Origin of the sequence: Clostridium sp. D53t1_180928_C8 (assembly GCF_015667795.1) — a bacterium.
GTDB lineage: Bacteria > Bacillota > Clostridia > Clostridiales > Clostridiaceae > Clostridium.
In genome coordinates, this window is record NZ_JADPEL010000016.1 from 15,449 (window position 1) to 42,060 (window position 26,612).

General features: G+C 27.4%; 21 protein-coding genes. 3 read left to right on the forward strand and 18 right to left on the reverse strand.

Going from position 1 to position 26,612, the window contains the following annotated elements; genetic code table 11:
• The first annotated feature begins 123 nt into the window (after positions 1-123).
• Together I4V51_RS11470 and I4V51_RS11475 are read left to right on the forward strand one after the other, a co-directional pair.
• Positions 124-1,488, forward strand: coding sequence for a putative DNA modification/repair radical SAM protein (locus tag I4V51_RS11470; protein WP_195988572.1), 1,365 nt, complete (start codon positions 124-126; stop codon positions 1,486-1,488).
• A gap of 2 nt (positions 1,489-1,490) precedes the next feature.
• Complete coding sequence (locus I4V51_RS11475; protein WP_195988573.1) at positions 1,491-2,228, forward strand: TIGR03915 family putative DNA repair protein; 738 nt, start codon at positions 1,491-1,493, stop codon at positions 2,226-2,228.
• Between the two features lie 21 nt (positions 2,229-2,249).
• Here I4V51_RS11475 and I4V51_RS11480 read toward each other — a convergent pair whose 3' ends face one another.
• Positions 2,250-3,287 (reverse strand): J domain-containing protein, encoded by a 1,038-nt coding sequence (locus I4V51_RS11480; protein ID WP_195988574.1) that lies wholly within the window; start codon positions 3,285-3,287, stop codon positions 2,250-2,252.
• 165 nt (positions 3,288-3,452) lie between these two features.
• Here I4V51_RS11480 and I4V51_RS11485 point away from each other — a divergent pair, with 165 nt between their 5' ends.
• Entirely contained in the window at positions 3,453-3,914 is a 462-nt protein-coding gene (locus I4V51_RS11485; RefSeq protein ID WP_195988575.1) for a YopX family protein, read from the forward strand.
• Between the two features lie 77 nt (positions 3,915-3,991).
• Here the strand turns inward: I4V51_RS11485 and I4V51_RS11490 are convergent, their stop codons facing one another.
• The 17 genes from I4V51_RS11490 to thiT form a co-directional block, all read right to left on the reverse strand.
• Entirely contained in the window at positions 3,992-5,656 is a 1,665-nt protein-coding gene (locus I4V51_RS11490) for a ribonuclease J (RefSeq protein WP_195988576.1), read from the reverse strand.
• A 511-nt stretch (positions 5,657-6,167) separates the two neighbouring features.
• Entirely contained in the window at positions 6,168-8,465 is a 2,298-nt protein-coding gene (gene gshAB / locus I4V51_RS11495) for a bifunctional glutamate--cysteine ligase GshA/glutathione synthetase GshB (protein WP_195988577.1), read from the reverse strand.
• Positions 8,455-9,777 carry an MATE family efflux transporter gene (locus tag I4V51_RS11500; protein WP_195988578.1) on the reverse strand — a complete coding sequence of 441 codons (1,323 nt, stop codon included), beginning with the start codon at positions 9,775-9,777 and terminating at the stop codon, positions 8,455-8,457. The genes gshAB and I4V51_RS11500 overlap by 11 nt, the downstream gene beginning before the upstream one ends.
• 218 nt (positions 9,778-9,995) lie before the next feature.
• A complete protein-coding gene (locus tag I4V51_RS11505; protein ID WP_195988579.1) occupies positions 9,996-10,316 on the reverse strand; it encodes a metalloregulator ArsR/SmtB family transcription factor in 321 nt (106 codons plus the stop codon).
• Between the two features lie 29 nt (positions 10,317-10,345).
• Positions 10,346-11,065 (reverse strand): lysophospholipid acyltransferase family protein, encoded by a 720-nt coding sequence (locus I4V51_RS11510; RefSeq protein WP_195988580.1) that lies wholly within the window; start codon positions 11,063-11,065, stop codon positions 10,346-10,348.
• Positions 11,066-11,335: 270 nt separating this feature from the next.
• Positions 11,336-12,823, reverse strand: a complete 1,488-nt coding sequence (locus tag I4V51_RS11515) for an L-fucose/L-arabinose isomerase family protein (RefSeq protein WP_195988581.1) — start codon at positions 12,821-12,823, stop codon at positions 11,336-11,338.
• Positions 12,824-12,991: 168 nt separating this feature from the next.
• A complete protein-coding gene (locus I4V51_RS11520) occupies positions 12,992-13,615 on the reverse strand; it encodes a DUF4867 family protein (protein WP_195988582.1) in 624 nt (207 codons plus the stop codon).
• A gap of 149 nt (positions 13,616-13,764) precedes the next feature.
• Positions 13,765-15,750, reverse strand: a complete 1,986-nt coding sequence (tkt, locus tag I4V51_RS11525) for a transketolase (protein WP_195988583.1) — start codon at positions 15,748-15,750, stop codon at positions 13,765-13,767.
• A gap of 101 nt (positions 15,751-15,851) precedes the next feature.
• Positions 15,852-16,499 (reverse strand): fructose-6-phosphate aldolase, encoded by a 648-nt coding sequence (gene fsa / locus I4V51_RS11530; protein ID WP_195988584.1) that lies wholly within the window; start codon positions 16,497-16,499, stop codon positions 15,852-15,854.
• A gap of 145 nt (positions 16,500-16,644) precedes the next feature.
• Entirely contained in the window at positions 16,645-17,787 is a 1,143-nt protein-coding gene (locus I4V51_RS11535; protein ID WP_195988585.1) for an ROK family transcriptional regulator, read from the reverse strand.
• 37 nt (positions 17,788-17,824) lie between these two features.
• Positions 17,825-19,327, reverse strand: coding sequence for a xylulokinase (gene xylB, locus I4V51_RS11540; RefSeq protein WP_195988586.1), 1,503 nt, complete (start codon positions 19,325-19,327; stop codon positions 17,825-17,827).
• 267 nt (positions 19,328-19,594) lie between these two features.
• Complete coding sequence (locus I4V51_RS11545) at positions 19,595-23,086, reverse strand: SbcC/MukB-like Walker B domain-containing protein (RefSeq protein ID WP_195988587.1); 3,492 nt, start codon at positions 23,084-23,086, stop codon at positions 19,595-19,597.
• On the reverse strand, positions 23,073-24,296 hold the full coding sequence (locus I4V51_RS11550; RefSeq protein WP_195988588.1) for an exonuclease SbcCD subunit D: 1,224 nt from the start codon (positions 24,294-24,296) through the stop codon (positions 23,073-23,075). The genes I4V51_RS11545 and I4V51_RS11550 overlap by 14 nt, the downstream gene beginning before the upstream one ends.
• A 168-nt stretch (positions 24,297-24,464) precedes the next feature.
• A complete protein-coding gene (locus tag I4V51_RS11555) occupies positions 24,465-24,656 on the reverse strand; it encodes a hypothetical protein (RefSeq protein ID WP_195988589.1) in 192 nt (63 codons plus the stop codon).
• Between the two features lie 192 nt (positions 24,657-24,848).
• Positions 24,849-25,352: an energy coupling factor transporter S component ThiW gene (gene thiW / locus I4V51_RS11560; protein ID WP_195988590.1), complete on the reverse strand. Its 504-nt coding sequence runs from the start codon at positions 25,350-25,352 to the stop codon at positions 24,849-24,851.
• Between the two features lie 12 nt (positions 25,353-25,364).
• Positions 25,365-25,985 (reverse strand): thiamine phosphate synthase, encoded by a 621-nt coding sequence (thiE, locus tag I4V51_RS11565; RefSeq protein ID WP_195988591.1) that lies wholly within the window; start codon positions 25,983-25,985, stop codon positions 25,365-25,367.
• 10 nt (positions 25,986-25,995) lie between these two features.
• Positions 25,996-26,601 carry an energy-coupled thiamine transporter ThiT gene (gene thiT, locus I4V51_RS11570; RefSeq protein ID WP_195988592.1) on the reverse strand — a complete coding sequence of 202 codons (606 nt, stop codon included), beginning with the start codon at positions 26,599-26,601 and terminating at the stop codon, positions 25,996-25,998.
• Positions 26,602-26,612: the final 11 nt, after the last annotated feature.

Consider the following 26,612-nt stretch of genomic DNA (forward strand, 5'->3'; position numbering starts at 1 on the left):
TTATTTAATATAAAAACTTTCCATATATGAACACTTGTTCGCATAATATCTTTATTATATAATAATACTAATAATGAAAAAGTTAATCTTATTATTAATAAATATTAAAGTTGGTGAATTTATATGGAAATTTCAGATAAACTAAGAATTTTAAGTAGTGCCGCTAAGTATGATGTATCTTGTTCATCTTCCGGTTCAAATAGAAGCTCTAAAAAAGGTAGTATTGGTTCAGTTTCATCAAGTGGAATTTGCCATACCTTTACTCCTGATGGAAGATGCATATCACTTTTAAAGATTCTTTTAACTAATTATTGTATATATGATTGTGCATATTGTATAAATAGAATTTCAAATGATATAGAAAGAGCTTATTTTACTGTTGATGAAATAGTAGATTTAACTATAAATTTTTATAGAAGAAATTATATAGAAGGCTTATTTTTAAGTTCTGCAATAATAAAAAATGCTAATTTTACTATGGAACGCTTAACTCAAGTAGTTGAAAAATTAAGAAATGAATACAACTTTAGAGGGTATATTCACTTAAAAGCTATTCCAGGAGCTGATGAAGAGCTTATAAAAAAAGCTGGTTCTTTAGTGGATAGAATGAGTGTTAATCTTGAATTACCTTCTTCAAATTCATTAAAATTGCTTGCTCCACAAAAGAATAAGGATGAAATTTTTAAACCTATGAAATTTATAAAAAATAATATAATTACTACTAAGCATGAAGCTAAAACCTTTAAAAATTATTCCACTTTTGTTCCTGGTGGCCAAAGTACTCAACTTATAGTAGGTGCTACAAAAGAAAGTGATTTAAACATTCTTAATTTATCAGAAAACCTTTATAATAAATTTGACTTAAAAAGAGTTTATTACTCTGCCTATGTTCCAGTTAACCACGGTAAAAACTTACCTGATCTCAAAACTCCTCCTACGTTACGTGAACATAGACTTTATCAAGGTGATTGGTTATTAAGAGTTTATGGCTTTAAGGCTTCTGAATTATTATCTCAAGAAAATCCTAATTTAGATATTAATTTTGATCCTAAAACAAACTGGGCATTAAATAATATTCATTTATTTCCTGTAGAAATAAATAAAGCTCCCTATGAACTTTTAATAAGAGTTCCTGGAATAGGTATAAGAGGTGCTAGAAAAATAATTAGTGCTCGTAGAATTAGCAACTTAAACTTTTTAGATTTAAAGAAACTTGGCATTGTTATAAAAAGAGCGCAATATTTTATAACTTGTAATGGTAAATATTTCGGTTGTGTATCCTTTGATAATGAAAAAATTAAAAAGGCTCTTACTCCTAAAATAGATTTAAACTTAGTAGAAAAAGATTCTGAACAAATAAGCTTTTTTGATAATGAGATAAATAAAATTTTATTACCATATAATACTCATTTAGATAATGATTTATCTTCAGATAAAAAGCTACTTCTATTAAATGATAAAATAACTTCTTATACTGGAGAAATATAATTATGATTGAATTTTTATATGATGGTTCTTTAGAAGGATTATTTACAGCTATTTTTTATGCATATCAATCTAAGGATACTTGTACAATAAATAAATTAGAAAATCACATTCCTTCTCTATTAAATGAGATAAAGGAAATTACTACTGAACTCGATAAATTCAAAAGAGTATATAATAGCATTATCCAAAAATTAAATGGGAAAGTTTTGAATAATATATATTATCTATATCTTAGTGAAATTGAAGGTGCTGAAGATTTAATATTAAACTATTTAAAATTATGCTATAAATACGGTACTGATATAAATCTTGCTAAAAATAATGATACTATAATATCAGTAGATAAGTATTATAGAAAAGTGTCTGGAGAGGCTCATATGTTTACAGGCTTTGTACGTTTTAAAGAAATTGCCCCTTTAAGCTTTTATGCTCAAATTGAACCTGTTTATAATATTTTGCCTATAATAATTAATCATTTTACTCTAAGATTTTCTGATCAAAACTTTATTATTCACGATTTAAAAAGAGAGAAAGCCATTATGTATAATAAAAAAACTGCTATAATAACGGATTTATCTAAGGATGAAGGATACTTAATTTCTACCCTTAATAAGGATACAAATTTTGAAAGCTTATGGAAAACCTTTTATAAATCTGTAAATATTAAAGAGCGTGAAAATAGCAGACTTCAAAAACAACATATGCCTAAACGATATTGGAATCATCTTACTGAAATTTAAAACTAGATTGCATATTGCAATCTAGTTTCCTCCTAATTTCTTATATAAATCATCTTTATCTATATTAACTCCATTAATATTTTTCACCTCTATTCTACTAGATATATTATTCCAATTTATATATTCATCAAAGGGATTGTCACTAGAATTTTCTTCTAACCAAACCATTAGATTGTTAGGTATATTAATATCCATTGATAATAGTATTCCTTTTTTATCTCCTAAAAGTGTTTTCCCCAATAATCTAATTGCTTCTAAATCTAATTTAGATGTAGCTATTTTATTGTTCTTCATATCATAACTAATTAAGCTAGATATATCTTTAGGTACACCTAAAATATTTTTTCCCTCCTTAATTGCATACCACCAACCGCCTAATAATGCTCCATAACGCTTTTTTATGGATACAAAGTAACTATCTAATGTTATTCCATTATGAGTAAGCCCATTAAAACTTAAAAAACATGCAATATTATATAATGAATTTAAAATCCAACTTACCGTATTTATAGGTATCTTACCATTACAATATGTCATTAAATCTCTTAATAAAATTAAATCTTCATCCTTTTTAACTACTATCCCTACTTCTCCCCCTATTGTTCTAAAACTTTTCTTAATCTGTGGTAAATAGTTATCAAATTCCTTTTTCATCTCAATATTAGAATATTTTATATTATTTAATTTATTTATTGCATTAATAGCCATCTTTTCATTTTTATCATTAATTAAATATAATATTTCTTCATTACCTATATACATTCTTCCTATTTCAAATATATGACTTATTCTGAAGTTCATTGTATAATACTTTCCATCTATACATTTTAATCTTATAAAGCCTGGCTTCTCCCAAACTCCTTTAGCAATATTTTTTTCTGCTTGCTTATATAAATTATTTATTTTATTAGTAATTTCAATATACTCTTTCTTTTTCCCATTTAAATCTGGATGATATACTTTCATAAGTTCAACATACTTACTTTTTATATCTTCAATATCATCACTAAATAATTCATAAGGATATTTAATATTTCTTATTTCATCTATACTTAACATTATCCTCACCAACCTATAAATAATTTTAATAATTTATATTTATGATTCTATAAGAAATATTATGTAATTTTAATTAAATATATTTTCAAATATTTTCCAATTTGTTATAATATAATATATGTTATGTAAATAACTATTCCTATTTTAGAGATTGGAGTGTTTTTAATGGAAAAAGAATTAAAATTCAAAATATACAATAAAGTTTTAAATAAATGCTTTAAAGTAACTAGAATAGACTACATTGATGAAGTTATTTATTACTTTGATAAAGAAAAAAATGATGAAGATATAATTTCTTTTAATGATTCAGTTCTTTTAATGCCTACTGGAATTTATGATGCTTCAGGCAGAGAAATATTTGAGGGTGATGTTATAACCTATCAAGAAAATAGTTTTACTTACAAAAAGACTGCAGAAGTAATATATCAAGATGGCTGCTTTATGACAAAGCAATTATTTCCTAAAAATTTGGAGCTTAAAGCACAAAAGGAAAATATGATTATTGATGACTTTAAAGATTTATTATGTGTTGCTACATCTTCTATATCTAGACCTATTAAAATCATCGGTAATATTTTCACTTATAAATTAAGTAAAAATAATTGTAAAATAAAAATAGAGGTTTAAAAACCTTATATTTTTCAACAAGAAAAAAGATATCGTAATTATTTTACGATATCTTTTTTTTATTTATTGTGTTTTATTTATACTTCCATTATTATTGGTACAATTATAGGTTTTCTCTTAGTCTTACTATATATAAACGAACCAACATCATTTCTAATATTATTTTTTATTTCAGACCACTTAAATATATTCTTATCTATAGATGTTTGTATACTATCATAAGATATTTCTTTTATTTGATTTACTAATTCTTCTGACTCTCTAACATATATAAATCCTCTTGTTACTATATCTGGACCTGAAGCTATAGTTTTAGTTTCTTTTTCTATTGCAACTATAATATTTATAATACCGTCCTTTGATAAATTCTTTCTATCTCTTAAAACTATATTTCCTACATCTCCAACACCTATACCATCAACTAGTATATTTCCAGCTTGAACTTTTCCAGAGATAGTTGCTGATTTTCTATTTAAGCTTAATACATCACCATTTTCTAAAATAAATGATTTACTTTTTTCTAAACCTACTTCTTCAGCTATTAATATATGCTTTCTTAAATGCTTATACTCACCATGTACTGGTACAAAATACTTAGGCTTTAAAATTGATTGTAATAATTTTAATTCTTGTTCACAAGCATGACCTGATACGTGAATCTCCTCTATAGATTTATAAATAACATTAGCACCCTTTTGTGTTAATTCATTTATAACCTTTGATACAGCCTTTTCATTTCCTGGAATAGGATTAGCAGATATAATTATCGTATCATCTTTTTCTATTTGAATACTTTTATGAGTAGATGATGCCATTCTCGTAAGAGCTGACATAGGCTCTCCTTGACTTCCAGTAGTAACAATCGTTATTTGCTCACTATTATATAATTTTAAATCCTTTAAATCTATTAATAACCCTTCTGGCATATTTAAGTATCCAAGTTTTATGGCAACATCAGATATTTTTTCCATACTTCTTCCGCTAAATGCAATTTTTCTTCCATACTTAATTGATGAATTTATTATTTGCTGTAATCTATGAATATTAGAAGCAAATGTAGCTACAATTATTCTTCCTTTACCCTTACTAAATAAATTATCTAACGTTTCACCCACTGTTCTTTCTGACATTGTATAACCTGGATGACATGCATTAGTACTATCAGCCATAAGTAATAAAACCCCTTGTTTACCTAACTTAGCTAATCTTTGTAAATCTATTACTTTACCATCTACAGGAGTAAAATCTACCTTAATATCTCCAGTATGCACTACAATACCTAATGGAGTATGAATTGCTAGAGCACAACTATCTGCAATACTATGATTTGTTCTAATAAATTCTACCTTTACTTTTTCTAAAGCTATAGTATCTCCAGCATTTACAACATTTAAATCTACTATATCAAGCATTTTATGCTCTTCTAACTTACTTTTAATTAAACCTACTGTTAAGTTAGTAGCATAAATTGGTGCATTAACTTGCTTTAATATATATGGTATTGCTCCTATATGATCTTCATGTCCATGTGTTATGAAAAATCCTTTTACTCTTTCTTTATTATTAACTAAATATGTTACATCTGGAATTACTACATCTATTCCATACATCTCTGAATCTGGAAAAGTCATTCCACAATCTACAACTATTATTTCTTCTCCATATTCTATTACCGTTATGTTCTTTCCTACTTCTCCAAGTCCACCTAATGGTATAACTTTTATTTTTTTCTTGCTTTCCATTAAAATCCTCCATATTATTTTCTTTATCTATATTTCTCTATTTTTTTGCACAAAAACAAAAGTTGTTTTAAATCAACTGATTTATAATTAAATATTATTTTATAATTCAATCCGTTCAATTCTCTTAACTAAACTAACCACTATTATAAAGATCCCCACTTAACATTGCATTTACAATACTTAACATCTGATTATGTTAATTTTACTTATTGCTTAATGTTGCTAAGCTTATTTAAATATAATTTTTATATAATAATTATAAAACAACTTAAATAAATACATTTTAAATTTTATTACATATATTCATTTAACTTTTTTTATACCTTAAGTCATTATAAACAATTTCCCACTTTTTTTCAACTCTCACAGTTAATCAATGTAAAATTGATAATGGATAATGAACAATTAATATTGAAACTTCTATTTTCATTTCTTTAAATATATAATTTCAGAAATTCTCTAAGAAGTTTCATCCACTAATTGAACATTATCCATTAATAGATTATCTTTCTTAAATTAAGTCTAATAACCTTAAAACATGAGTTGCAATTTTTCTTTCTTTTCCTTTGTATGGATATGAATGAATATGAATAGCAGGATTAAAGTTTAATTCAATTATTGCATAATTAGTATTTTCATCTCTGTAATCCTCAAGCATCATATCAACCCCACAAATCATAGCTCCAGCTGCTTTTGATGCATTTACTGCTATATCCTTAAACTTTTGTGGAATATCATCTGTATAGTCTACACTATCTCCGCCTGTACTAATATTAGAATTTTCTCTTAAATACACTATTTCATCTTTTTTAGGAATATAATCAAAGTTTTTACCTTGTTGTTTTAAGAATAATTCTGCATTTTCCTCTAATCTTATCTTTTCAAGAGGAGTTACATATCCTTTACCACGTAATGGATCCTGATTTTTAACTTCAACTAATTCCTTTATTGACTTTTCCCCATCACCAATAATATTAGCAGGAACTCTATGTAATATTCCTACTACCTCATCATTTATTACTAAGAATCTATATTCTTTTCCTTTTATAAACTCTTCTATAAGTACTGTTGTATCATTTTTAAATGCTATTTCAAAAGCATGAATTATATCTTCTAAATTTGCACCTTCAGGGAAAATATTAATTCCAATCCCAAAGTTAGTACTCTTAGGTTTTATAACTATAGGTTTATTAATATATTTATGTGCTTTTATTTTAGCCTCTTCTATAGTATTAAACTCTTCTCCTCTTGGTACTTTAACTCCTTTTTCAGCTAAAACCTTTTTAGTTACAGTTTTATTTTCCATAATTAATACAGAAACATATGTATCTTTAGAAGTTTTTGTAGCTTGTTTTACATATTCTATTTTATCTCCCTTTTTAAGAGATATAAAATTCTCACCTCTATCTACTATATTTACAGTAATTCCTCTTTTAATAGACTCTTTCATTAAAATTTGAGTAGATAGCTCTAAATCCTCATAACCTTCTAACTTAAATCTATTGTTATACGCAGATTCTTTATATTCTTTAGCTAAATTTAAAAATGTATTAATATATCCTTCTTCCTTAATCTTTTCAGTTATTCTATATGAATAAGTTAGTTTACTATTTTCAACTTTATTAATCATATTCTTAATTATATCTTCAAATCCTAAACTTAACTCATTATTAATAAACATAACTTCTTTAAGTATTTCTAATCCAAAGTCTATTCTATTAATACTATTACCATCTTGCTTTAACTTTATATTATTAATTCCATGTACCGCAATTGACTGTTGATTTTCTAAAGCTTCTTCTTGCCAGCTTTCATAATTACTTTCTTCTTTAGTTAATAAATAAATATTAAATACTTGCAAGAACTTTAAATCATCTAAGCTTATTCCACCTTTTTCAAATGGATTAATATCAATTGTTCTATATTCCAAATATTTAATTCCATCATTAAGTAATGAAGTTTTAAAGTTTTTTATATCACTAGGCTTCAATCTTACCTGACTATATAGCTCTTTATGACTATCTATTACTCCATCATTTATATATTCATCAATACTTTCTAAATATGTTTCAACACTATCATAATTAGGGAATAAGTCTATTTTATTTTTATATCCACACTTTCCATTTCTATGTGATATTGCACCTAAACTACTATATTCATTATGATTAACTTCCTTCAATGGACATTTACAACTATCAATAAAGCTTTCATGTACTATTGGTGCTGCTCCTAAAAGATATACTATAAGCCATCTATATCTCAAGTAGTTTCTAGCAACCTTTAAATATATACTATTTTTAAATTCCTTATAACTTAATTTCTTTTCAGTATTTTCATATAACTTTTCAATTATATTTTCATCAAAAGAAAAATTATAATGAATTCCCGATATAAGCTGCTTTTTTCCACCATATTTAAGTAATAATTTTTCTCTATATTCTTGAGCTTCTTTACTATGGTTTTTAAATTTAGCTACTGGAATATCCTTATCTTCTGGTATTATACATGGCATTGACTCTGACCATAAGTATTCATCTCCAATCTCCATTGCAACTATATCATACAAGGCTCTAGTAAACTCATAACTTTTTTCAACATCTGAAAATGCAGGAGTTATAACTTCTATCTGACTTTCTGAAAAATCAGTTGTAATATATGGATTGCAAGCTTTATCTCCAAATTCTTCTGGATGTTCGCTCTTTGCTAAATATCCATTTTTGTCAACTCTTAATGTTTCTCTCTCAATTCCAAAATTACCACTTAAAATCTCTTTATTAGTAAATATATTTTTTATTTTATTTAACATCTTTATAACTTCTCCTTATTTTTATTAGATACATAAAATACGCTGCTATTCCCTTTAATATGCTTGAAATGGCTATGCTCCACCATATACCATTAATTCCAAGATATTTCATCAATACTAAAGCCATTGGAATCCTTAAAATTGTAAATATTATACTGATTGTAGCAGGTATATTTGGCATTCCTATACCTGTAAAAAATCCATTTGATACCATTTCTATTGTACTAAAGCTTTGTGAAAATGCAACTGCTTGTAAATATGCTCCAGCAATTATAATAGTATTTTTCTCTCTAATAAATAATCTTATAATAGGTTCTTTAAAAGCAATAAATATTATAGACATAATTACTGAATAAATAATTCCTAATAATAATGCTGTATAATACCCTTGTTTTATTCTTTTAAACTTATTAGCTCCAAAATTTTGTCCAGTGAAACTAGCTATAGCCCCATTTAATCCACCTATAACCATATATGTTATTGACTCTATTTGTAATCCTATCTTTTGAGCAGCAATTGAATTAGTTCCAAAAATAGCAATTATCTTAGCTAAAATTATATTTACTAATGTAAATAATATTCTTTGAAAGGCCATAGGAAATCCAAGCTTTGTAATTTCTAATATTTTTTCCTTATCAATGCCTACATATTTATTATAATTTAATATTCCATTAGACTTAATTTTATATAATATAAACATTATTATATTTGCTATTAAAGTTGCTACTGCAGCTCCTAAAACACCTAATTTAAATATATAAATAAATATTGGATCTAAAATTATATTTAATATCATTCCTATTGCATTTATTTTTAATGAATCTCCATTATTTCCAAAACTACTAAATATCCTAGTATACAAAAAATTAAAGAATGAAAAAAATAGTATTGGTGCATTTATAGCTAAATAATAATACGAACCCCTTTCTACAACCTCATTATTAAGATTTAAAAATGAAATAAAACTTTTTCCTAAAATAATTAATATTAATCCATATATTATAGCAATAACAAAATTTATTGCTATTCCCGAATTAATATACTTTCTCACTTCTTCATTATCTTTTTTTCCAATGGCATGTGAAACCTTTATTCCAGTTCCTATAACTACCAATGAATTAATTGAATATCCTAATCCTATAAAAAAGCTTGATGATCCTATACTTGCTACAGCATCACTACCTAAGCCTCCTACCCATAACATATCTATTAAATTATAGGTGAATTGCAATAGCGAGCTTCCCATAATAGGTAATGCTAATGCTGTAAGTACATTAATAACTTTTCCTTCTGTTAAGTCAATTTTTTTCATTTACTCTCCTTTAAATTATTTCTATCCCATATTTATAAACTATTATATTAAACATAGATAATTATCTATGTTTAATATAATTTTTTATTTTTTACTTGTCAATATTATATAGTACTTTTAAATTAATCCTTTAAATAATTAATGCTTTATTATTATTTTTTCCTAAAAACAATAGGTTTATCATAATATTTTAATTTATCACAATAAACCTTAATAAGTTAACAGTCACAATTATTACTTTCTTCTATTATTGATTTTTTATTATCTAACATCAATTCATTTAGAAATACTAATAAAGCCTTTGCATTCTCTTCATTTAAGCTATAATAATTCCATGTTCCTTCTTTTCTTGAGTTAACTAATCCACACTCAATTAATACCTTCATATGATGAGATAACGTTGGTTGTGTAATTTTAAAATGATCTAATAATCTACAAGCACATCTCTCACCTGAAGATAATATATTAATTATTTGTAATCTATTAGAATCACTCAATGCTTTAAATATTCTTGCATTAATATCATACTTATTATCCATAACTCCTCCAATAAACCTACCTTTAAATACTATTCTTCTCTAAATTCCTCTCTTAAATTATTAATTATTATTTTTCTGATATCTTCAGATAAATTCTTCTCTTCATCCCTTGTCAATTCTGCTGTTTCTATAGCCTTACAATATGTAACATTAATAGTAGATGGCTTAAACCTTCCAGTCTTTTCAAATGATGTAAATGCTGCATCTATTGTTACTGGAACTATTGGAACTTTTGCTTTAATTGCTAATTTTAAGCTTCCTTTTTTAAATGGAAGTGGTTTACCATCTAAACTTCTAGTTCCTTCTGGAAAAATCATCATTGAATATCCATCATTTAAGTTTTTTACACCTTCATTAATTACTCTTACTGCATCTCTAGGATTTTGTCTATCTAATGCAATACATTTTCCTTTTAATAACCAATAATTTAAAATTGGTACTTTTAATACTTCTTTTTTAGCAACAAATCCTACTTGTCTTCCTGCTGAATAAAATATAACAGGAACATCTAATATACTTGTATGGTTTCCTATAAAAACACAAGGTCCATTAGGTATATTCTCTTTACCATTAACAACTATTTTCATTCCTATAATATTTACAGTAAACTTCGCCCATGAATACATACATTTAGCTGCATACTCTGTTGCTTTATCTATACCTTCCATTTTCTTAATATACTCATATTTAAATCCTTTTAATCTAGTATAAAACATATAAAAAAGGTATCTTGTTCCTTTTATAATCATATATTTCCCCCTATATTTATAATTTCAATTTTACTCATTATAACATTACTTTACATAAGCTAACAAATATTTTAATTATAAAGGGGAAATTTAAATAAAAATTTTAATTTGACCATCTTAAATTTATATCTTAATTTATGACTTATAGTAGCTATATTATTCCAACCTATAAATATTAATCACTACTCCAGAATTTTATCTTGTTTTTAATAAAAAAACATCTAATAATTTTTTTACTTATTAGATGTTTTTCTATCTTACATTTATTTTTTATTTAAATGGATTTTCAGTTTTATAAAGCATTCCCTTAGGTTGATTAAATCCAACTTCCTTAACTCCTAAGTAGTTAAATACATTTATTATAGCTTTTCCAAAATGTCCAAATGCAACTGCTCCATGGTGTGGATATCTTCCTTCTATTAATACGTGTCTATAAAATCTTCCCATTTCAGGAATTGCAAATATACCAATTGATCCAAATGATCTTGTTGCAACTGGTAATACTTCTCCTTCTGCAACATAAGCAGTTAATTCAGCATCTGCATTACTTTGTAATCTAAAGAATGTAATTTCTCCTGGAACAATATCTCCTTCTAAAGTACCCCTAGTGATGTTTGGTTCTTGGTTTGGTTCTAAAGCTCTAGCCATAATCATTTGATTTTTCATATTTTTAAATGATAATTTGCAAGCAGGAGTATTTCCACAGTGGAATCCCATGAAAGTATCTTTTTGAGTATAGTTAAACTTATCTTTTATTTCGTCTTCATACATATCTCTTGGTACACTGTTATTAATATCTAATAACGTTACAGCATCTTTACTTACACAAGTTCCTATATATTCACTTAAGGCTCCATAAATATCAACTTCACATGATACTGGAATCCCTCTTGAAACTAATCTACTATTTACATAACATGGTACAAACCCAAATTGAGTTTGGAATGATGGCCAGCATTTATTAGCAAATACAACATATTCTCTAGATCCTTTGTGCGCTTCCATCCAATCTAATAATGTTAATTCATATTGAGCTAATTTAGGTAAGATACCTGGCATTTTATTACCTTCTCCAAGCTCTTTTTCCATATCAGCTATAACGTCTGGAATTCTTGGGTCATTTGCATGTTCATTAAATGCTGCAAATAAATCTAATTCTGAGTTTTCTTCTATTTCAACGCCTAAGTTGTATAATTGTTTAATTGGAGCATTACATGCTAAGAAATCTTGTGGTCTTGGTCCAAAAGATATAATCTTTAAGTTTTGTAAGCCCAAAAGAGTAGTAGCAATTGGTTCAAATTCATTAATCATTTCTGCAACTTCTTCATAAGTTCCTACTGGATATTCTGGAATATATGCTTTAATATTTCTTAATGCTAAATTGTAGCTAGCATTAAGCATTCCACAGTAAGCATCTCCTCTTCCTCCAACTAAGTTGTTTCCTGTTTCTTCAGCCGCAGCTACAAACATAACTGGTCCATCAAATTCTTTAGCAAGTAAAGTTTCTGCTGTTTCTGGTCCGAAGTTTCCAAGGTAAACAACTAAAGCATTTACTCTAGCTTCTTTAACTTCTGCTAAAGCTTGTCTCATATGAACTTCACTCTCAACAGTTGTTGGACATTCATATATATCTCCATAAGCTTCTTTATAAGCTCTTACTACAGCTTGTCTACGTCCTGTGGATAATTCCATTGGGAAACAGTCTCTACTAACTGCAACAATTCCTAATTTTACGTCTGGTATATTTTTAAAATTCATAATAATTCTCCTCAACTTTCCTTTTATTTTCTAATAATTTATTTTAAATTTGATTCTTTAACTTTTTAACTATGCCAAAGGCATCATAATTTCTTAATTTTATTTTTCCTAAAGTCAGCCCCGCTGACTTTATTCCTTAACTCTTCACTATTCATTTTTACTTCTTCATTATTTTATACAAATATTCTCTCCCTTAAGCCCAATAAAAGCGCCTTGTGGTCCAAGATTTGTTTCTGGATGTCCAATAAGCCATTTATTTTTTGCAAATAGAAGTGCATCTTCACCTTGTTTTTCTATATTTGCTTCCAATGCTGTATTAGTATTTTTATGTAGTATTACTACACATTTAAATCCATTATCATTAGCATTACATGGTGCATAATGTAATGTAGTTCCATAAACTTCTATAACAGTTCCTGCTGGTACAAAAATAGCTTCAATTTTTGAAGTATCATAACTGTAATCTTCCTCAATATCTTGTTCTAAACCCAATAATAAAATTAAATCAGTAACAGCTATATTAATTTCACTTGTTCTATGATATTCAACTGCATTTAACATGTAGTTCTTTCCATTACAATAACCTATTTGAATATCAAGACCACCAAACTCTCTATTTCTAAACTCTTTTGCTACTTCTAAATCCTCTAACTCCTCAATAGAAGGTTCATATATAACTTCATTTGGTAAAGGTGTTTCTTTCATTTTATTTAGTATCTCTTTAATATCATAATTATTAAGTACTCTACCGTACTTCTTAAAATCTATATCATTGACATTTTTTATAATCAATTAATTCATCTCCTTATATAATTACAAGCTTCTTTCTATATCCGGTAAATTCAATAATAAATTACTTTTAATACCTAAATCTAAATAGAATGAGTTGACAGGAAGTTTTTAAAGGAGCTTGTACATATTAAATTAACAATTAATCTTATTTATCTAAATAATTTCATTGTTTCATTAATAACATTTTCAACTGTAAATCCAAATTGCTTAAATAATTCTGTTGCATTTCCTGATGCACCAAATGTATCTAGTGAAACTATTTTTCCATCTAAGCCTACATATTGATACCAACCAAATGAAGTTAATGCTTCAACTGCAACTCTCTTTCTAACACCATTTGGAAGTACACTCTCTTTATATTCTTCATCTTGAGCATTAAATATTTCAAATGATGGAATACTTACTACTCTTGCATCTATTCCTTTAGTAAATAATTCATCTGAGGCTTTAAATATAAGTTCAACTTCCGAACCAGAGGCCATTAAGATTACATCTGGAGTTTCCTTCTTAGAATCTTTAAGAATATATCCTCCCTTTAATGCTCTTTTTGCACATCCTTCATATAGCGGTAACTTTTGTCTAGTTAATACTAATGAAGTTGGAGTTTTACCATTAGTTACTGCATAATACCAAGCTGCTGCAGTTTCTTTTGAATCCGCTGGTCTAAATACAGTCATATTAGGCATACTTCTAAGAGCTGCTAATTGTTCTATTGGTTGATGAGTTGGACCATCTTCCCCTACTCCAATACTATCGTGAGTTAATACATATGATACTGGTAAATTCATTAATGATGATAATCTCATTGCCCCCTTCATGTAATCACTAAATACAAAGAAGGTTGAACAGAATACCTTTAATCCACCATGAGCATACATCCCATTTGCTATAGCTGCCATTGCATGTTCTCTAACTCCAAAGTGAAGATTTCTTCCACTTCTATCTTCTGCTGAGAAATCACCTTTTCCAGCCATATAAGTTTTATTAGAAGGTGCTAAGTCAGCAGATCCTCCAATGAAGTTTGGAATTAATTCTGCTAATCTATTTATCATAATTCCTGAAGATTCTCTAGTTGCCATCTCTTTGTCAAAGTTCCATAAATCTTCATTATTTAATAATGCTTCACTATCAATTTCTCCATCCATCCACTTAGAATACTCTGATGCTAATTCTGGATATTCATTCTTATAAGCTTCAAATAAACTATTCCAAGAATTTTCTTTTTCTACTCCTACATTAATATAGTTATCCATATTAGAATATACTTCTGCTGGAACATAGAAATCTTCTTGCTTCCATCCTAAGTTTTCCTTCATTGCTTTTACATTATCAACTCCTAAAGGTTCACCATGAGCTGATGCCTTACCTTGTTTTGCAGGGCATCCAAATCCAATTTTGTTTTTAACTATTATCATTGAAGGTTTAGTAGTTTCATTTTTAGCTTCTTCAATTGCTTTTTCAATTGCTTCAATATCATTTCCATCTTCAACTTTAATTACTTGCCAGTTGTATGCTTCATATCTCTTTGCTACATCTTCTCTAAATGCAATATCAGTATCACCTTCGATAGAAATATTATTGGAATCATATAAAACTACTAATTTTCCTAATCCTAAAGTTCCTGCTAATGAAGAAGCCTCTCCTGAAATTCCTTCCATTAAACATCCATCACCAACTATAGAATAAGTATAGTGATTAACTACTTTATATTCTGGCTTATTAAATTTTTCTGCTAAATGACTTTCTGCAATTGCCATACCTACAGCATTACATATACCTTGTCCTAACGGTCCAGTTGTTATTTCAACACCTTTAGTATGCCCATACTCTGGATGTCCTGGCGTTAAACTACCCACTTGTCTAAAGCTCTTAATATCCTCAATAGTTATTCCATATCCAAATAAGTGTAATAATGCATATTCAAGCATTGATCCATGACCTGCTGATAATACGAATCTATCTCTGTTATCCCAATTAGGATTCTTACCATTATGATTCATTTTGCTCCATAATGTATATGCCATAGTAGCGGCTCCAAGGGGTAACCCTGGATGACCTGATTTTGATTTTTCTATTGCATCTGCTGAAAGCACTCTTATTGCATCTATGCTTAATTTATCTAGTTCTTTACTCATATTAAACCCCTTTTGATCTATTTAATTTTTCTAATTTATCGTTCCCCGGATATAACTCCGTTACGGGAATCTAACTACTTAAAAAAGTTTTTAAACTTATCTTATTTACCAAAAGCTGAGGCCCAGTCTGCTTTAAACTTTTCTAGACCGGCATCTGTTAATGGATGCTTAACCATTTGCATTACTAATGCATGCGGTATAGTTGCAATATGAGCACCAGCTCTAGCAGCTTCTGTAACATGAATTGGATGTCTTACACTTGCAGCTATTATTTCTGTTGTTATTCCATGAACATCAAATATTTCTGCAATTGTTCTAACAAGTTCCATACCATCCATTGATATATCATCAACTCTTCCTAAAAATGGACTAACATACGTAGCTCCTGCATTTGCAGCTAATAATGCTTGATTAGCTGAGAAAATTAATGTTACATTAGTTTTAATTCCTTCACTATCTAATATTTTAACAGCCTTAAGCCCTTCCACCGTCATTGGAATTTTAACTATCATATTTGGATGAATAGCAGCAATTTCTCTACCTTCTTTAATCATTCCAGCTGCATTTTCACTTACAACCTCACCGCTAATAGGTCCATTTACTATTTCTGTTATTTCTTTTATAACCTCATTAAAATCTCTGCCCTCTTTAGCAATTAATGATGGATTTGTAGTAACTCCACAAATAACTCCCATTTCATTTGCTTCTTTGATATGTTCTACGTTTGCTGTGTCTAAAAATAACTTCATTTAAAACTCCCCTTTATATTTTAATTATTTAATAACTTTTCAAAACTTATTTCAAAAGTCTTTTTATAAAAAGGCAGATATTTTCTGCCCCTTTATTGTAAAACTTACACTTAATAAAGTATAAATTAATTTTTAAAAAGTATTTTTAATTTAAAAATCCTTCTAATGGAACCATAGCTGCTCCTAATAAATATGATTCTTTAAACTCTGTGACATCTATTTTACAATTCTCTTCATTAGTAAATAAATTGTCTTTATATACAACACTTCTTAAAAAGTCTATATTCTCTTTTAATAATATATTTATATCTCCACCTAAAACTACGCACCTTGGATCTAATAACATTGTTAAATTAGCTATTCCTATAGCAAGCATCTTACAATAATTTTTTAAAACCTCTTTTGTAGTTTCATTTCCTTTTTCAAATAGTTCTATAAACTCTTCTATATCTTCTACTTGTTCACTACTTAAATTATTCATTTCTTCTAATAATGCATTAGTTGAAGTATATGATTCTAAACACCCCTTAGAACCACATTTACACTTCTTACCATCAATAGCAATTTTAATGTGTCCCATTTCTCCTGCTGCATTGTTACTTCCTCTATAAATCTTACCATCTATTACAATCCCTAATCCTAATCCTTCAGTAATTGAGACATATAAAAGATTACTTAATATATCTTTCTTATTTAAAAACTCATAATACGCAGAAAGATTAGCTTCATTATCTATATATATTGGAATATTAAGTTCTTCAAACCTTTCCTTTAAATTATAATTTTCAGCTCCTAACAAATAACAATTTTTTATTACACCTTCTTCTGAATCTACTGTACCTGGTATGGAAATACCAATTCCCAATAATTTATCAATTGAAATATTATTTCTATTTAATATTTCCTTAATATTACTTTTAGCAATAGCTACTATATTTTCAAACCCTTTATTATAATGTCTAATTCTAATATCTTCTATAACTTCTTTTTTTAAATTTATTACAGATAATTTTACATGACGAGGAGTCAACGCTATTCCTAAAGCAAATCTACAATTTTCATTTATTTTTAAAGCCATTGCTTTTCTTCCACCAGTAGATTCTAAAGATCTAACATCACTAACAATTCCCTCTTTTTTAAGCTCTGTTATATTAGTTGAAACAGTAGTAATACTTATATCTAAGGTTCTTGAAATATCTAATTTAGTTATTTCATTTTTTTCTAATAATAACTTAATTATTTTTTTTCTGTTTGTTTCTTTAATTTTACTATGATTTACTTCTATCAAATATGTCTTCCCCTCTCGAATTTCACCCTTCAAGCATTTAAATATCTTTTAATCTTGGATAAAGTGAATTATATACATTATATATCTTATCATAAAGGGCAATATTATCACAATTTGGATTTATAATCTCTTGACCTTTTATAATTTTTTCACATGCCTCTTCAACTGACTCATATATTCCAACACCTACACCAGCTAATATAGCAACGCCTAACGCTGGTCCTTCTGATGCTTTTATTGTGCTTAATTTATAATTAAATATGTCAGCTAAAATTTGTCTCCAAATTTCACTTTCTGCCCCTCCACCACTAACTCTTACATCAGTAATTTCTACTTTCATATCCTTTATAATATCTAAGCAATTTTTTAAACTGAAACTAACACCTTCTAATATACTTCTAACAAAATCACTATGATTATTTATTAATGATACGCCTACAAATCCACCCTTTACATTTGGGTCTATATGAGGAGTTCTTTCTCCCATAAGATATGGCATATAAATTACTCCATTTGCTCCAGGTTTTGAACCTTCAGCTTCTCGTGATAAATAATCATATATATTCATACTTTCTTCTTTAGCTTCATCAATTTCTTTTCTGCAGAAATTTTCTTTAAACCATTTTAAAGAAAGACCTGCCCCCTGAGTTACCCCCATAACATGCCACTTATTAGGAACTGCATGACATAAAGTATGAACTCTTCCTTCTTTATCAAATCTAGGTGTATCTGTTGAGGCAAATACAACCCCTGAAGACCCTATAACAGTTGAAATTATACCTTCCTTAACTATTCCACTTCCTACCGCACCAGCAGCCTGATCTCCAGCTCCACCAGCTACACCTGTTCCTACTTCTAATCCAGTAATCTGTGCAACTGTTTCTGTAACATATCCACTAATAAATACTGATTCATAAACATCTGCTAATATTTTTTTATCTATTTCTAATTTTTGAAGTAATTCATCACTCCAGTTTCGTTTATTTATATCTAACATTTGCATTCCACTTGCATCTGAAACTTCTGTAGCAAATACACCTGTTAATTTAAATCTTATATAATCTTTTGGTAAAAGAACTTTATATATATTATTGTAATTTTCTGGTTCATTATCTCTTACCCATAATAACTTTGAAAGAGTAAACCCCGTTAATGCCGGATTACCTGTTATTTCAATTAACTTTTCTTTTCCTAAAACTTCAGTCATATATTCACATTGCTTTTCAGTTCTTTGATCACACCAAATAATTGAATCTCTTATAACATTGTGATGCTTGTCTACTAATACAAGTCCATGCATTTGTCCACTTAATCCAATTCCTTTTATATCTACTCCATTAACTTTACTGTTCTTAATTACATCTTTAATTCCATTAATACAAGCTTCCCACCAATCTTCTGGATTTTGCTCTGCCCATCCTGCTTGTGGTTGAAATAAATCATATCCATAAGTTGCTGTTGCAACTGTATTACCTAATTCATCAAACAAAGCTGTCTTTGTTCCAGATGTACCAATATCCAAACCTAATAAGTATCTCATAATACCCTCCGAATTATCCATAAACTTTTTAACTGTATATTTTAAAAATTATTATTAAATTACTTTTTAAATGTCATTTCATAAGTTATTATAATACCAATTATATACTTTTGCAACTACTTTTAAAAAGTTTTGTATACATTTTCATTTAATAACAATTTAAGAATAAATATTAAATAGTGAAAGATATAGAAAAAAACTCTTTCAAAAGCTTCTAAATATAAAAAAAGCCATCTCAAGACGGCTTTTTTTCTTAAATATTTTAAGTTAACTTCTTTCAATTTTAACCTTACTTCCACCCATACCAGCTTCAGCAGGAGTAATTAACAACTTAACCGGAACCCTATTTTTTATAGATTCAACGTGACTTATAATACCAACCTTTAACTTATCATTATGGATTCTTTCAAGCGAACTCATAACAACTTCTAAAAGATTATCATCTAAAGTACCAAATCCCTCATCTAAGAAGAATAGTTCAAGTGGTGCTGTTCCTTTAAGCTGAATTTCTGATGATAAAGCAAGAGCTAAGGCTAATGATGCTAAAAAGGTTTCCCCTCCTGAAAGTGTAGATGCATCTCTTTCTGCTCCACCATTTTTATAATCTCTAATTATAAATCTTCCATCTTCATCAACTTCTAATCCATAATTACCATTAGTAATTTCCTTAAGCTTTCTACTTGCTTCTAAGGAAACATATTTAAGCCTTGTAGCTGCAACAAACTCAACAAACTTTTTACCTTTAAACAATTTATCTAAATCACTTAATAAGGCAAGCTTATGATCTAATTTTTCTTTTTGCTTTAATAAATCCTTAAGCTCTAGAATCTTTTCTTTTATTATTTTAAGCTCTTCTTCAACCTTAATTTTTATTTCATTTAATTCTTTAACCTTAAGTTCTTTTTCTTCTTTTTCTTTTTGTATCAGAATCCACTCTTCTTCAAGTAACTTTCTATCAGCAATCTTTTTAGTTATACTTTCTATTGCACCTTTAAGTTGTGATAGATTTTCCTTATACTTATCAATTGCAGTTTTTAATTCTTCTATTTTCTCTTTATCTAATAAATTTATTTTTACTTCATCAATACTTAAAAATTCTTCTTCTTTTAATATTATCTCTAGCTTTTCTTTCTCTTCTTCTTTTCTATTGTAAAGCTCCTTTATTTTTGAAGTAATACTAATTAGCTTAGAATTGTATTCTTCATAAATTTTATTAATCTCTTCTTTTTGTTTTTCAACTATAACATAGTTATCTTCAATCTCTTTTATTTCTTTTTGTATATTTAGTAAACTTGCTTCAATATTATCTATATCATCAACTTTACTTTTTAATCTATTTAAGTTTTCTTCTCTAATTTTATTTTTTTCTTTTAATGCAGTGCTAATTTTAGCTAATTCTTCATTAGTTTCTGATAAATTCTTATTGGCATTTTCCTTTTCTGCATTTAATACTTCCATTCTATCTCTATATTTTTTAATTGTTTTTTCTACTTCTTCTCTTTCTTTTTCAATTTTATTTATTTCCTCATTTTTAGAAATAAAATCTTGAACACTAGTCTTTTCCTTAAGAATATTTAAACATTCTTCAGTTTCTTTTAACTTATTATATTGATTTTTTCTTTCATAATCTAAAGTCTTTGTTTGACTTTCATAACCATTTATTTGAGTTTCTAATTGTGTAACCTTAAGATGTAAGTTATTACACTCTTCTTTTAAAACCTTTATTACATTTTCTAATTCTTCTTTTTTTGCATTATACTCATTAAGCTTTACTCTTAAATCATTAATTTTAAGCTGTAGATTTTTTACTATCTCTTCACTAAAATCTTCACCTAAAGCTTTAATTATTTCATTTTCTTCTTCTAATTTATTTTTTGAAAGCTCAAGCTTAGCTTCCATATCTTTTATATTATTAGTTAAAGCATCTAATAATCTTTCTTTTAACACTATGCTTTCTTCAAGACTAGTAATATCTTTCATTTCTATATGCTTTATATTTTCCTTATGATGTTCAGTACAACCACAAACTGGACAAACATCTCCATCCACCAGATCTTCTCTTAATTTGTGAGCTAAGTTTTCTCTTTCTATTTCAAGCACATCTATTTTTAGCTTTTTAATTTCATTGTCTAATTTATTAAACTCTTCTTTTTTAGGCTTTAATTCATTACTTAATGACTCTATTAAAATTATATTTCTTTTAATTTCTTCATTAGATCTATTGTATATATCTAACTGCCTTTTTAATTCAGAATATTTTTCTTGCATATCAAATAAATCATTTTGATTTCCTGGGCAATTTTTAATTAGATTATCTAAAATATCTTCATTTTCTTTTAATAAGTAATTTTTTTTATCTAATTCAACTTTTAATACATTCTTTTCTTCTAGAGACTTTTTCAATAATTCATTTATAATTTTTATTTTATTTTCACTATCTTCTAATAACTTTGAATAATTATTATAATCTCTAGTAAGTACTAATCCATCTTGAACATACTTTTTAAATTCACTATCTATATTTAAAGTATCTCTATATTCTTCTCTTTCTTTTAATAAATCACTACCTCTTTTTAATCTATCTTCAGAATCAACTAATTTATCTTCATTTTCTTTTTTCTTTTTATTTAATTCAATTACATTATTATTAATTTCTTTTATTTCATTATCTAAAATATCTAAAAATCTTTTATCATTAATTGCATCTTTTATTTTCTCTTCTTGAACCTTAAATTGTGGTAATTTGCTATCCTTTATTAATCTAGCATTATTCCATTGTTCTTCTACAATCTTCTTCTTACTATTAAGTTCTTCACATTTAACTTTTAATTCACTTAACTCTATTTCTGTAAAGTTAATATTCTTTAATGTATTTTCACATGCACTTATATAGGGTTTAACTTTATTAGCCGCTTCTCCAAGCTTAACTTTTTCTTTAAAAGTATCTATTTCTGTAGCCTTTTCCTTTAACGCATTTTCTTTTTCTTTATAATCTTTAACTTCAAGCTGCATATCCCAAAGCTCTTGATTTTCTTTAAAGTTTTTATCTATATCCTTAAGTTCTTTAGCTACTTTATTTAAATTATCTATACTTAACTTTAACTCTTCTTCTTTTTCAGCTTTCTTTTCTTCACTTATATCCTCATACCCCATAAGCTGGCCTAATAAAACACTATTTTCAGTTTTCTCATGATTAATTTCTCTAGATAGCTTTCTTGATAAATTATCACCATATTGTTCTAAGTTGAAAAGTCTCTCAAGCATTTCTCTTCTTGGCTTTCCTTCTAACTTTAGAAACTCTGAAAACTTTCCTTGTGGTAATACAACCGTTCTTGTAAAATCCTCTAAGCTTAATCCTATTACCTCTTTACACTTATCAGTAACTGCTTTAACCTTATCTGCTAAAACTTCTTCACAATTAGTTATATCAACTATTTTACACTTTCCCGATATTGGATTTCCTGATTTCTTATCTCTTTTAAATTCCCTTGTAACAAGATATCTTTTTATTTCTGCTCCTGATATTTGAAACTCAAAGCTAACATTTAACCTATCACAATTAGTATTTATATAATTTGAACTTTTTCTTGAAACATCTCCATATAGCGCTAATGTTATACCATCTAATATTGTAGACTTACCACTTCCTGTTGGACCAAATATACCAAATAGCCCACGGTCAGTTAGCTTTTCAAAATCTATAGTTTGTTCTTCTATAAAGCTATTTAATCCCTTTATCTTAAGCTTAATTGGTCTCATCTTCATCCCCCTCTTCATTCACTAATTTTAATAATAACTTTACAATTTCATCATCAGCCTCTACATTTCTTTCCTTCTTATAAAACTCTCTAAATATTTCTTCAAAGGATTTTTCCTGGATACTTATAGTATTCTCCTCATTATCTTCACTATTTTGAAGTCTTGGTGTTATTTCCAAAATATCCTTTTTTATTTCTTTCATCTTCTTTATTTCATCTTCTCTTATATATCTATCACACCTAATTTCTAAATAAACCCAACATTCTCTCTCTTTGTTTTCTTCACATCTTTCAATAGCATCATCAATACTTTCACATTTCCAAACTTCAATTGGTTTATAAACCTTTAATTCTACCTCTTGTATTTCACATTCTTCTTTAGGCTTTACATCAACAATAAAACATTTTTTATTAATATTTATTTCTTTTTTATTATAATGAAGTGGTGATCCTGAATATCTTGCTTTTTTATTTGTACCTGGTACAATCTGTGGTTTATGCACATGCCCTAAAGCTATATATTGAGCTTCTTCTGGAAAGCATGAGCCATTAACTATATAGCTTCCACCAAGCTGAATACTTCTTTCTGATCCACCTTCTTCACTTCCCATAGCAAATAAATGTGATACTGCTAGATTAATAGTATCTTCTCTATAATTTCTCTTAAGAGAATCAAATAGTGATTTTATTCTTTCTCCATAAGTTTTTAACCTATCTTCATCACTATCCATTTCACCATAAAGAACTTCATTTAATCTTTTTTCACTTGGATATGGTACTGTTAATATTATTGCCTTTTCATTATTAATTTCTATTTCAATAAACCCTTCACCTGAATTAATTACCTTATGTTGTCCATATTCACCACGCTGCACAACAGTTTTAGGAGTACCAACCATTATTATTCCATGTTCCATTGCAAGTGGCCCTGCTGCAACTAATCTTTCTGGATTATCATGATTCCCTGCAATAACTAAAATTATTCTCTCACCATTTTTAGAAATTTTTTTTAATGTATCATAAAACATTTTTTCAGCCCTTGCAGGTGGATTGCTTGAATCATAAACATCTCCTGCAATTACAACTAAATCAACATTATTTTCTTCAACTATATTTATAAAATCATTTAAAAACAATTCCTGTTCATCCATTCTACTAGCACCTTCTAAATTTTTACCTAAGTGCCAGTCTCCAGTATGTAGTATTCTCAAAATACAACCTCCTCTTAAACTTTAACTATTATTAATTATTCCTATTATTTAATTATACAATCAATCTTTACTACTAATCAAACTTACCTAAAACTCAAAAAAATAAAAAAAGTCTGTATGAGATTGAACTAAAAATTTCAATCTCATACAGACCTTTCTCACTATAAGCTATTTTACTTCTTTGCACCAGCTTGAAGAAATTCTTGAATTATTTATATATCCTAAGTAACTATGTCCAACTTGTACTTCTAAGCCATCATATCTGTCGATTTGATCAGCACTTAGCTTTTCTACTCTCTCATCACTTGCTAAATAAACATCCTTACTAAAAATATAATTCTTTCCTTTGCAAAATATCATAGCTATCACCTCATGTAAGTTATTGTCATGTCATATTATACACCTTTTTACTCTTATAGCCAGTTAAGTTGTAATTTTCAATTTTTTGAATAATTTTATTCATAAATTTCTCTATTATTCAATTTACAGAAAATAAAAAATAATTGAAATTAAACTAATTTAACTTCAATTATTTTAATAAATTATAATATGTTATTTTATTAAAAACTCTCTAATCACTTTTATTTTTAATAATATATAAGCCATTATACTCCCTAAAATAGAACTTATTGAAAATGGAATAATATACACAAATAATGCAACTTCCTTTCCTAATACAAAAGCTGCTAATGGATAAGCAAGTATAGCTCCTATTATTCCAGTACCTATTACTTCTCCTATTACTGCAAATTCTATCTTTTTAAATTTTTTATATAATATACCTGCAAAAAACACTCCTACCATACTTCCTGGAAAGGCTAATAAGCTTCCAGTTGCTAATATATTTCTTATAAGTGCTGAAACAAATGCACATGAAACACCATAAATTGGTCCTAAAGATACTCCAGCTATAACATTAATAAAATGTTGTATTGGTGATGCTTTTGCTCCTAATATCGGTATAGAAAATGTACCTAAAACTGTAGCTATAGCAATTAATATTCCACTTAATACTATCTTTTTTGTAGTATTTTCCCTTACTTTTGTTATTTGCATATTTTAATCCCCTTAAAAATTCCTTATCTTTTCAATCCATTTTTCACACTCTGATTTTATATCTACTGCTCCTAATATAGCAGATACGACCGCAAACCCATCAATATTACATTTCTTTAACTTTTCAATATTATTTAATGATAATCCCCCTATTGTAACTATCGGAAGTTTAACTTCTTCTTTTATATCTTTTAATTGATCTATAGTTACAGACTTTGCATCTAACTTAGTAGTAGTTGTAAACATAGCTCCAACACCAAGATAATCTGCTCCATTTTCCTTTGCATCCATTGCTTCCTTTATAGTCCTAGCAGATACTCCTATTATTTTATCTTCTCCTATAAGCTTTCTAACTTCATTTGCAGGTATATCACTTTGTCCAACATGAACTCCATCAGCATTACAAAGCATTGCAATATCAACCCTATCATTTATTATAAATTTAACATTGTACTTTTTAGTCAATTCTCTAAGTTTAATTGCCTTTTCTAAAAATTCTTTTCCGCTAGCTTCCTTTTCTCTTAATTGAAGCATAGTAACTCCACCCTTTAAGGCTTCTTCAATACATTCATAAAAATTTCTATCTTTTAAAATACCTGAATCAGTTACTAAATATAATTTTAAACTATCCATTTTCTCCTCCTTATGCTGCATTATTGTTAGATAAAGCTATCTTTCTAAACCTGTTTATCGGTAATAAACTCATTAATATTGTACTTAAAATCCCTTCTACTCCACCACTACTATAATTATATATAAATGAATATAAATACACGTTCATTCCTTTTGGTGCATACTGTCCGAAAAATACTACTCCTGATACAAATGAGGAAAAAACACATAACATAGTTGCAAATAAGCATCCTAAAATTATTTTATATTTTTTATCATTGCCAAAAATACCAGCTAACCCCAACGCCATAGGACCTAGTAAAAAATCTAATAAAAATTGAATTGGGTGTATTGGCGCTGCTCCTCCTAATAAAATTAAAAATCCTAATATTAATCCACCTGTAATCCCTGCAGTTCTCCCATATATAAGAGAAAGCATAATTATTGGAATCATATAAAATAATGTAATTCCTCCTCCCTGTGGATATCTTATAAATTTTATTAAGCTAAGCATAAAAGCTAAACCACTCATCATTGCAATTATCACCATTTGCTTAGTTGTAATTGGATTTCTTTTTAAATCTCTAAAATAAAACAAAAATATTATTACTGATATAATGCCACAAAAAATAATCATTATATTATTCT

Excerpts from the sequence above, each read along its gene's own strand:
- I4V51_RS11505 (WP_195988579.1), bottom strand. The coding sequence starts at position 10,316 with ATGGATAATAAGTATGATATTAATGCAAGAATATTTAAAGCATTGAGT.
- xylB (WP_195988586.1), bottom strand. The coding sequence starts at position 19,327 with ATGAGATACTTATTAGGTTTGGATATTGGTACATCTGGAACAAAGACA.
- thiE (WP_195988591.1), bottom strand. The coding sequence starts at position 25,985 with ATGGATAGTTTAAAATTATATTTAGTAACTGATTCAGGTATTTTAAAA.
- I4V51_RS11545 (WP_195988587.1), bottom strand. The coding sequence starts at position 23,086 with ATGAGACCAATTAAGCTTAAGATAAAGGGATTAAATAGCTTTATAGAA.
- I4V51_RS11480 (WP_195988574.1), bottom strand. The coding sequence starts at position 3,287 with ATGTTAAGTATAGATGAAATAAGAAATATTAAATATCCTTATGAATTA.
- thiT (WP_195988592.1), bottom strand. The coding sequence starts at position 26,601 with ATGATTATTTTTTGTGGCATTATATCAGTAATAATATTTTTGTTTTAT.
- thiW (WP_195988590.1), bottom strand. The coding sequence starts at position 25,352 with ATGCAAATAACAAAAGTAAGGGAAAATACTACAAAAAAGATAGTATTA.
- I4V51_RS11475 (WP_195988573.1), top strand. The coding sequence starts at position 1,491 with ATGATTGAATTTTTATATGATGGTTCTTTAGAAGGATTATTTACAGCT.
- tkt (WP_195988583.1), bottom strand. The coding sequence starts at position 15,750 with ATGAGTAAAGAACTAGATAAATTAAGCATAGATGCAATAAGAGTGCTT.
- I4V51_RS11510 (WP_195988580.1), bottom strand. The coding sequence starts at position 11,065 with ATGATTATAAAAGGAACAAGATACCTTTTTTATATGTTTTATACTAGA.
- I4V51_RS11490 (WP_195988576.1), bottom strand. The coding sequence starts at position 5,656 with ATGGAAAGCAAGAAAAAAATAAAAGTTATACCATTAGGTGGACTTGGA.
- I4V51_RS11500 (WP_195988578.1), bottom strand. The coding sequence starts at position 9,777 with ATGAAAAAAATTGACTTAACAGAAGGAAAAGTTATTAATGTACTTACA.
- fsa (WP_195988584.1), bottom strand. The coding sequence starts at position 16,499 with ATGAAGTTATTTTTAGACACAGCAAACGTAGAACATATCAAAGAAGCA.
- I4V51_RS11515 (WP_195988581.1), bottom strand. The coding sequence starts at position 12,823 with ATGAATTTTAAAAATATACCAGACGTAAAATTAGGAATTGTTGCAGTT.
- gshAB (WP_195988577.1), bottom strand. The coding sequence starts at position 8,465 with ATGTTAAATAAAATAAAAAATATATTTACTAATAAAGAGATTTTAAGT.
- I4V51_RS11470 (WP_195988572.1), top strand. The coding sequence starts at position 124 with ATGGAAATTTCAGATAAACTAAGAATTTTAAGTAGTGCCGCTAAGTAT.
- I4V51_RS11555 (WP_195988589.1), bottom strand. The coding sequence starts at position 24,656 with ATGATATTTTGCAAAGGAAAGAATTATATTTTTAGTAAGGATGTTTAT.
- I4V51_RS11485 (WP_195988575.1), top strand. The coding sequence starts at position 3,453 with ATGGAAAAAGAATTAAAATTCAAAATATACAATAAAGTTTTAAATAAA.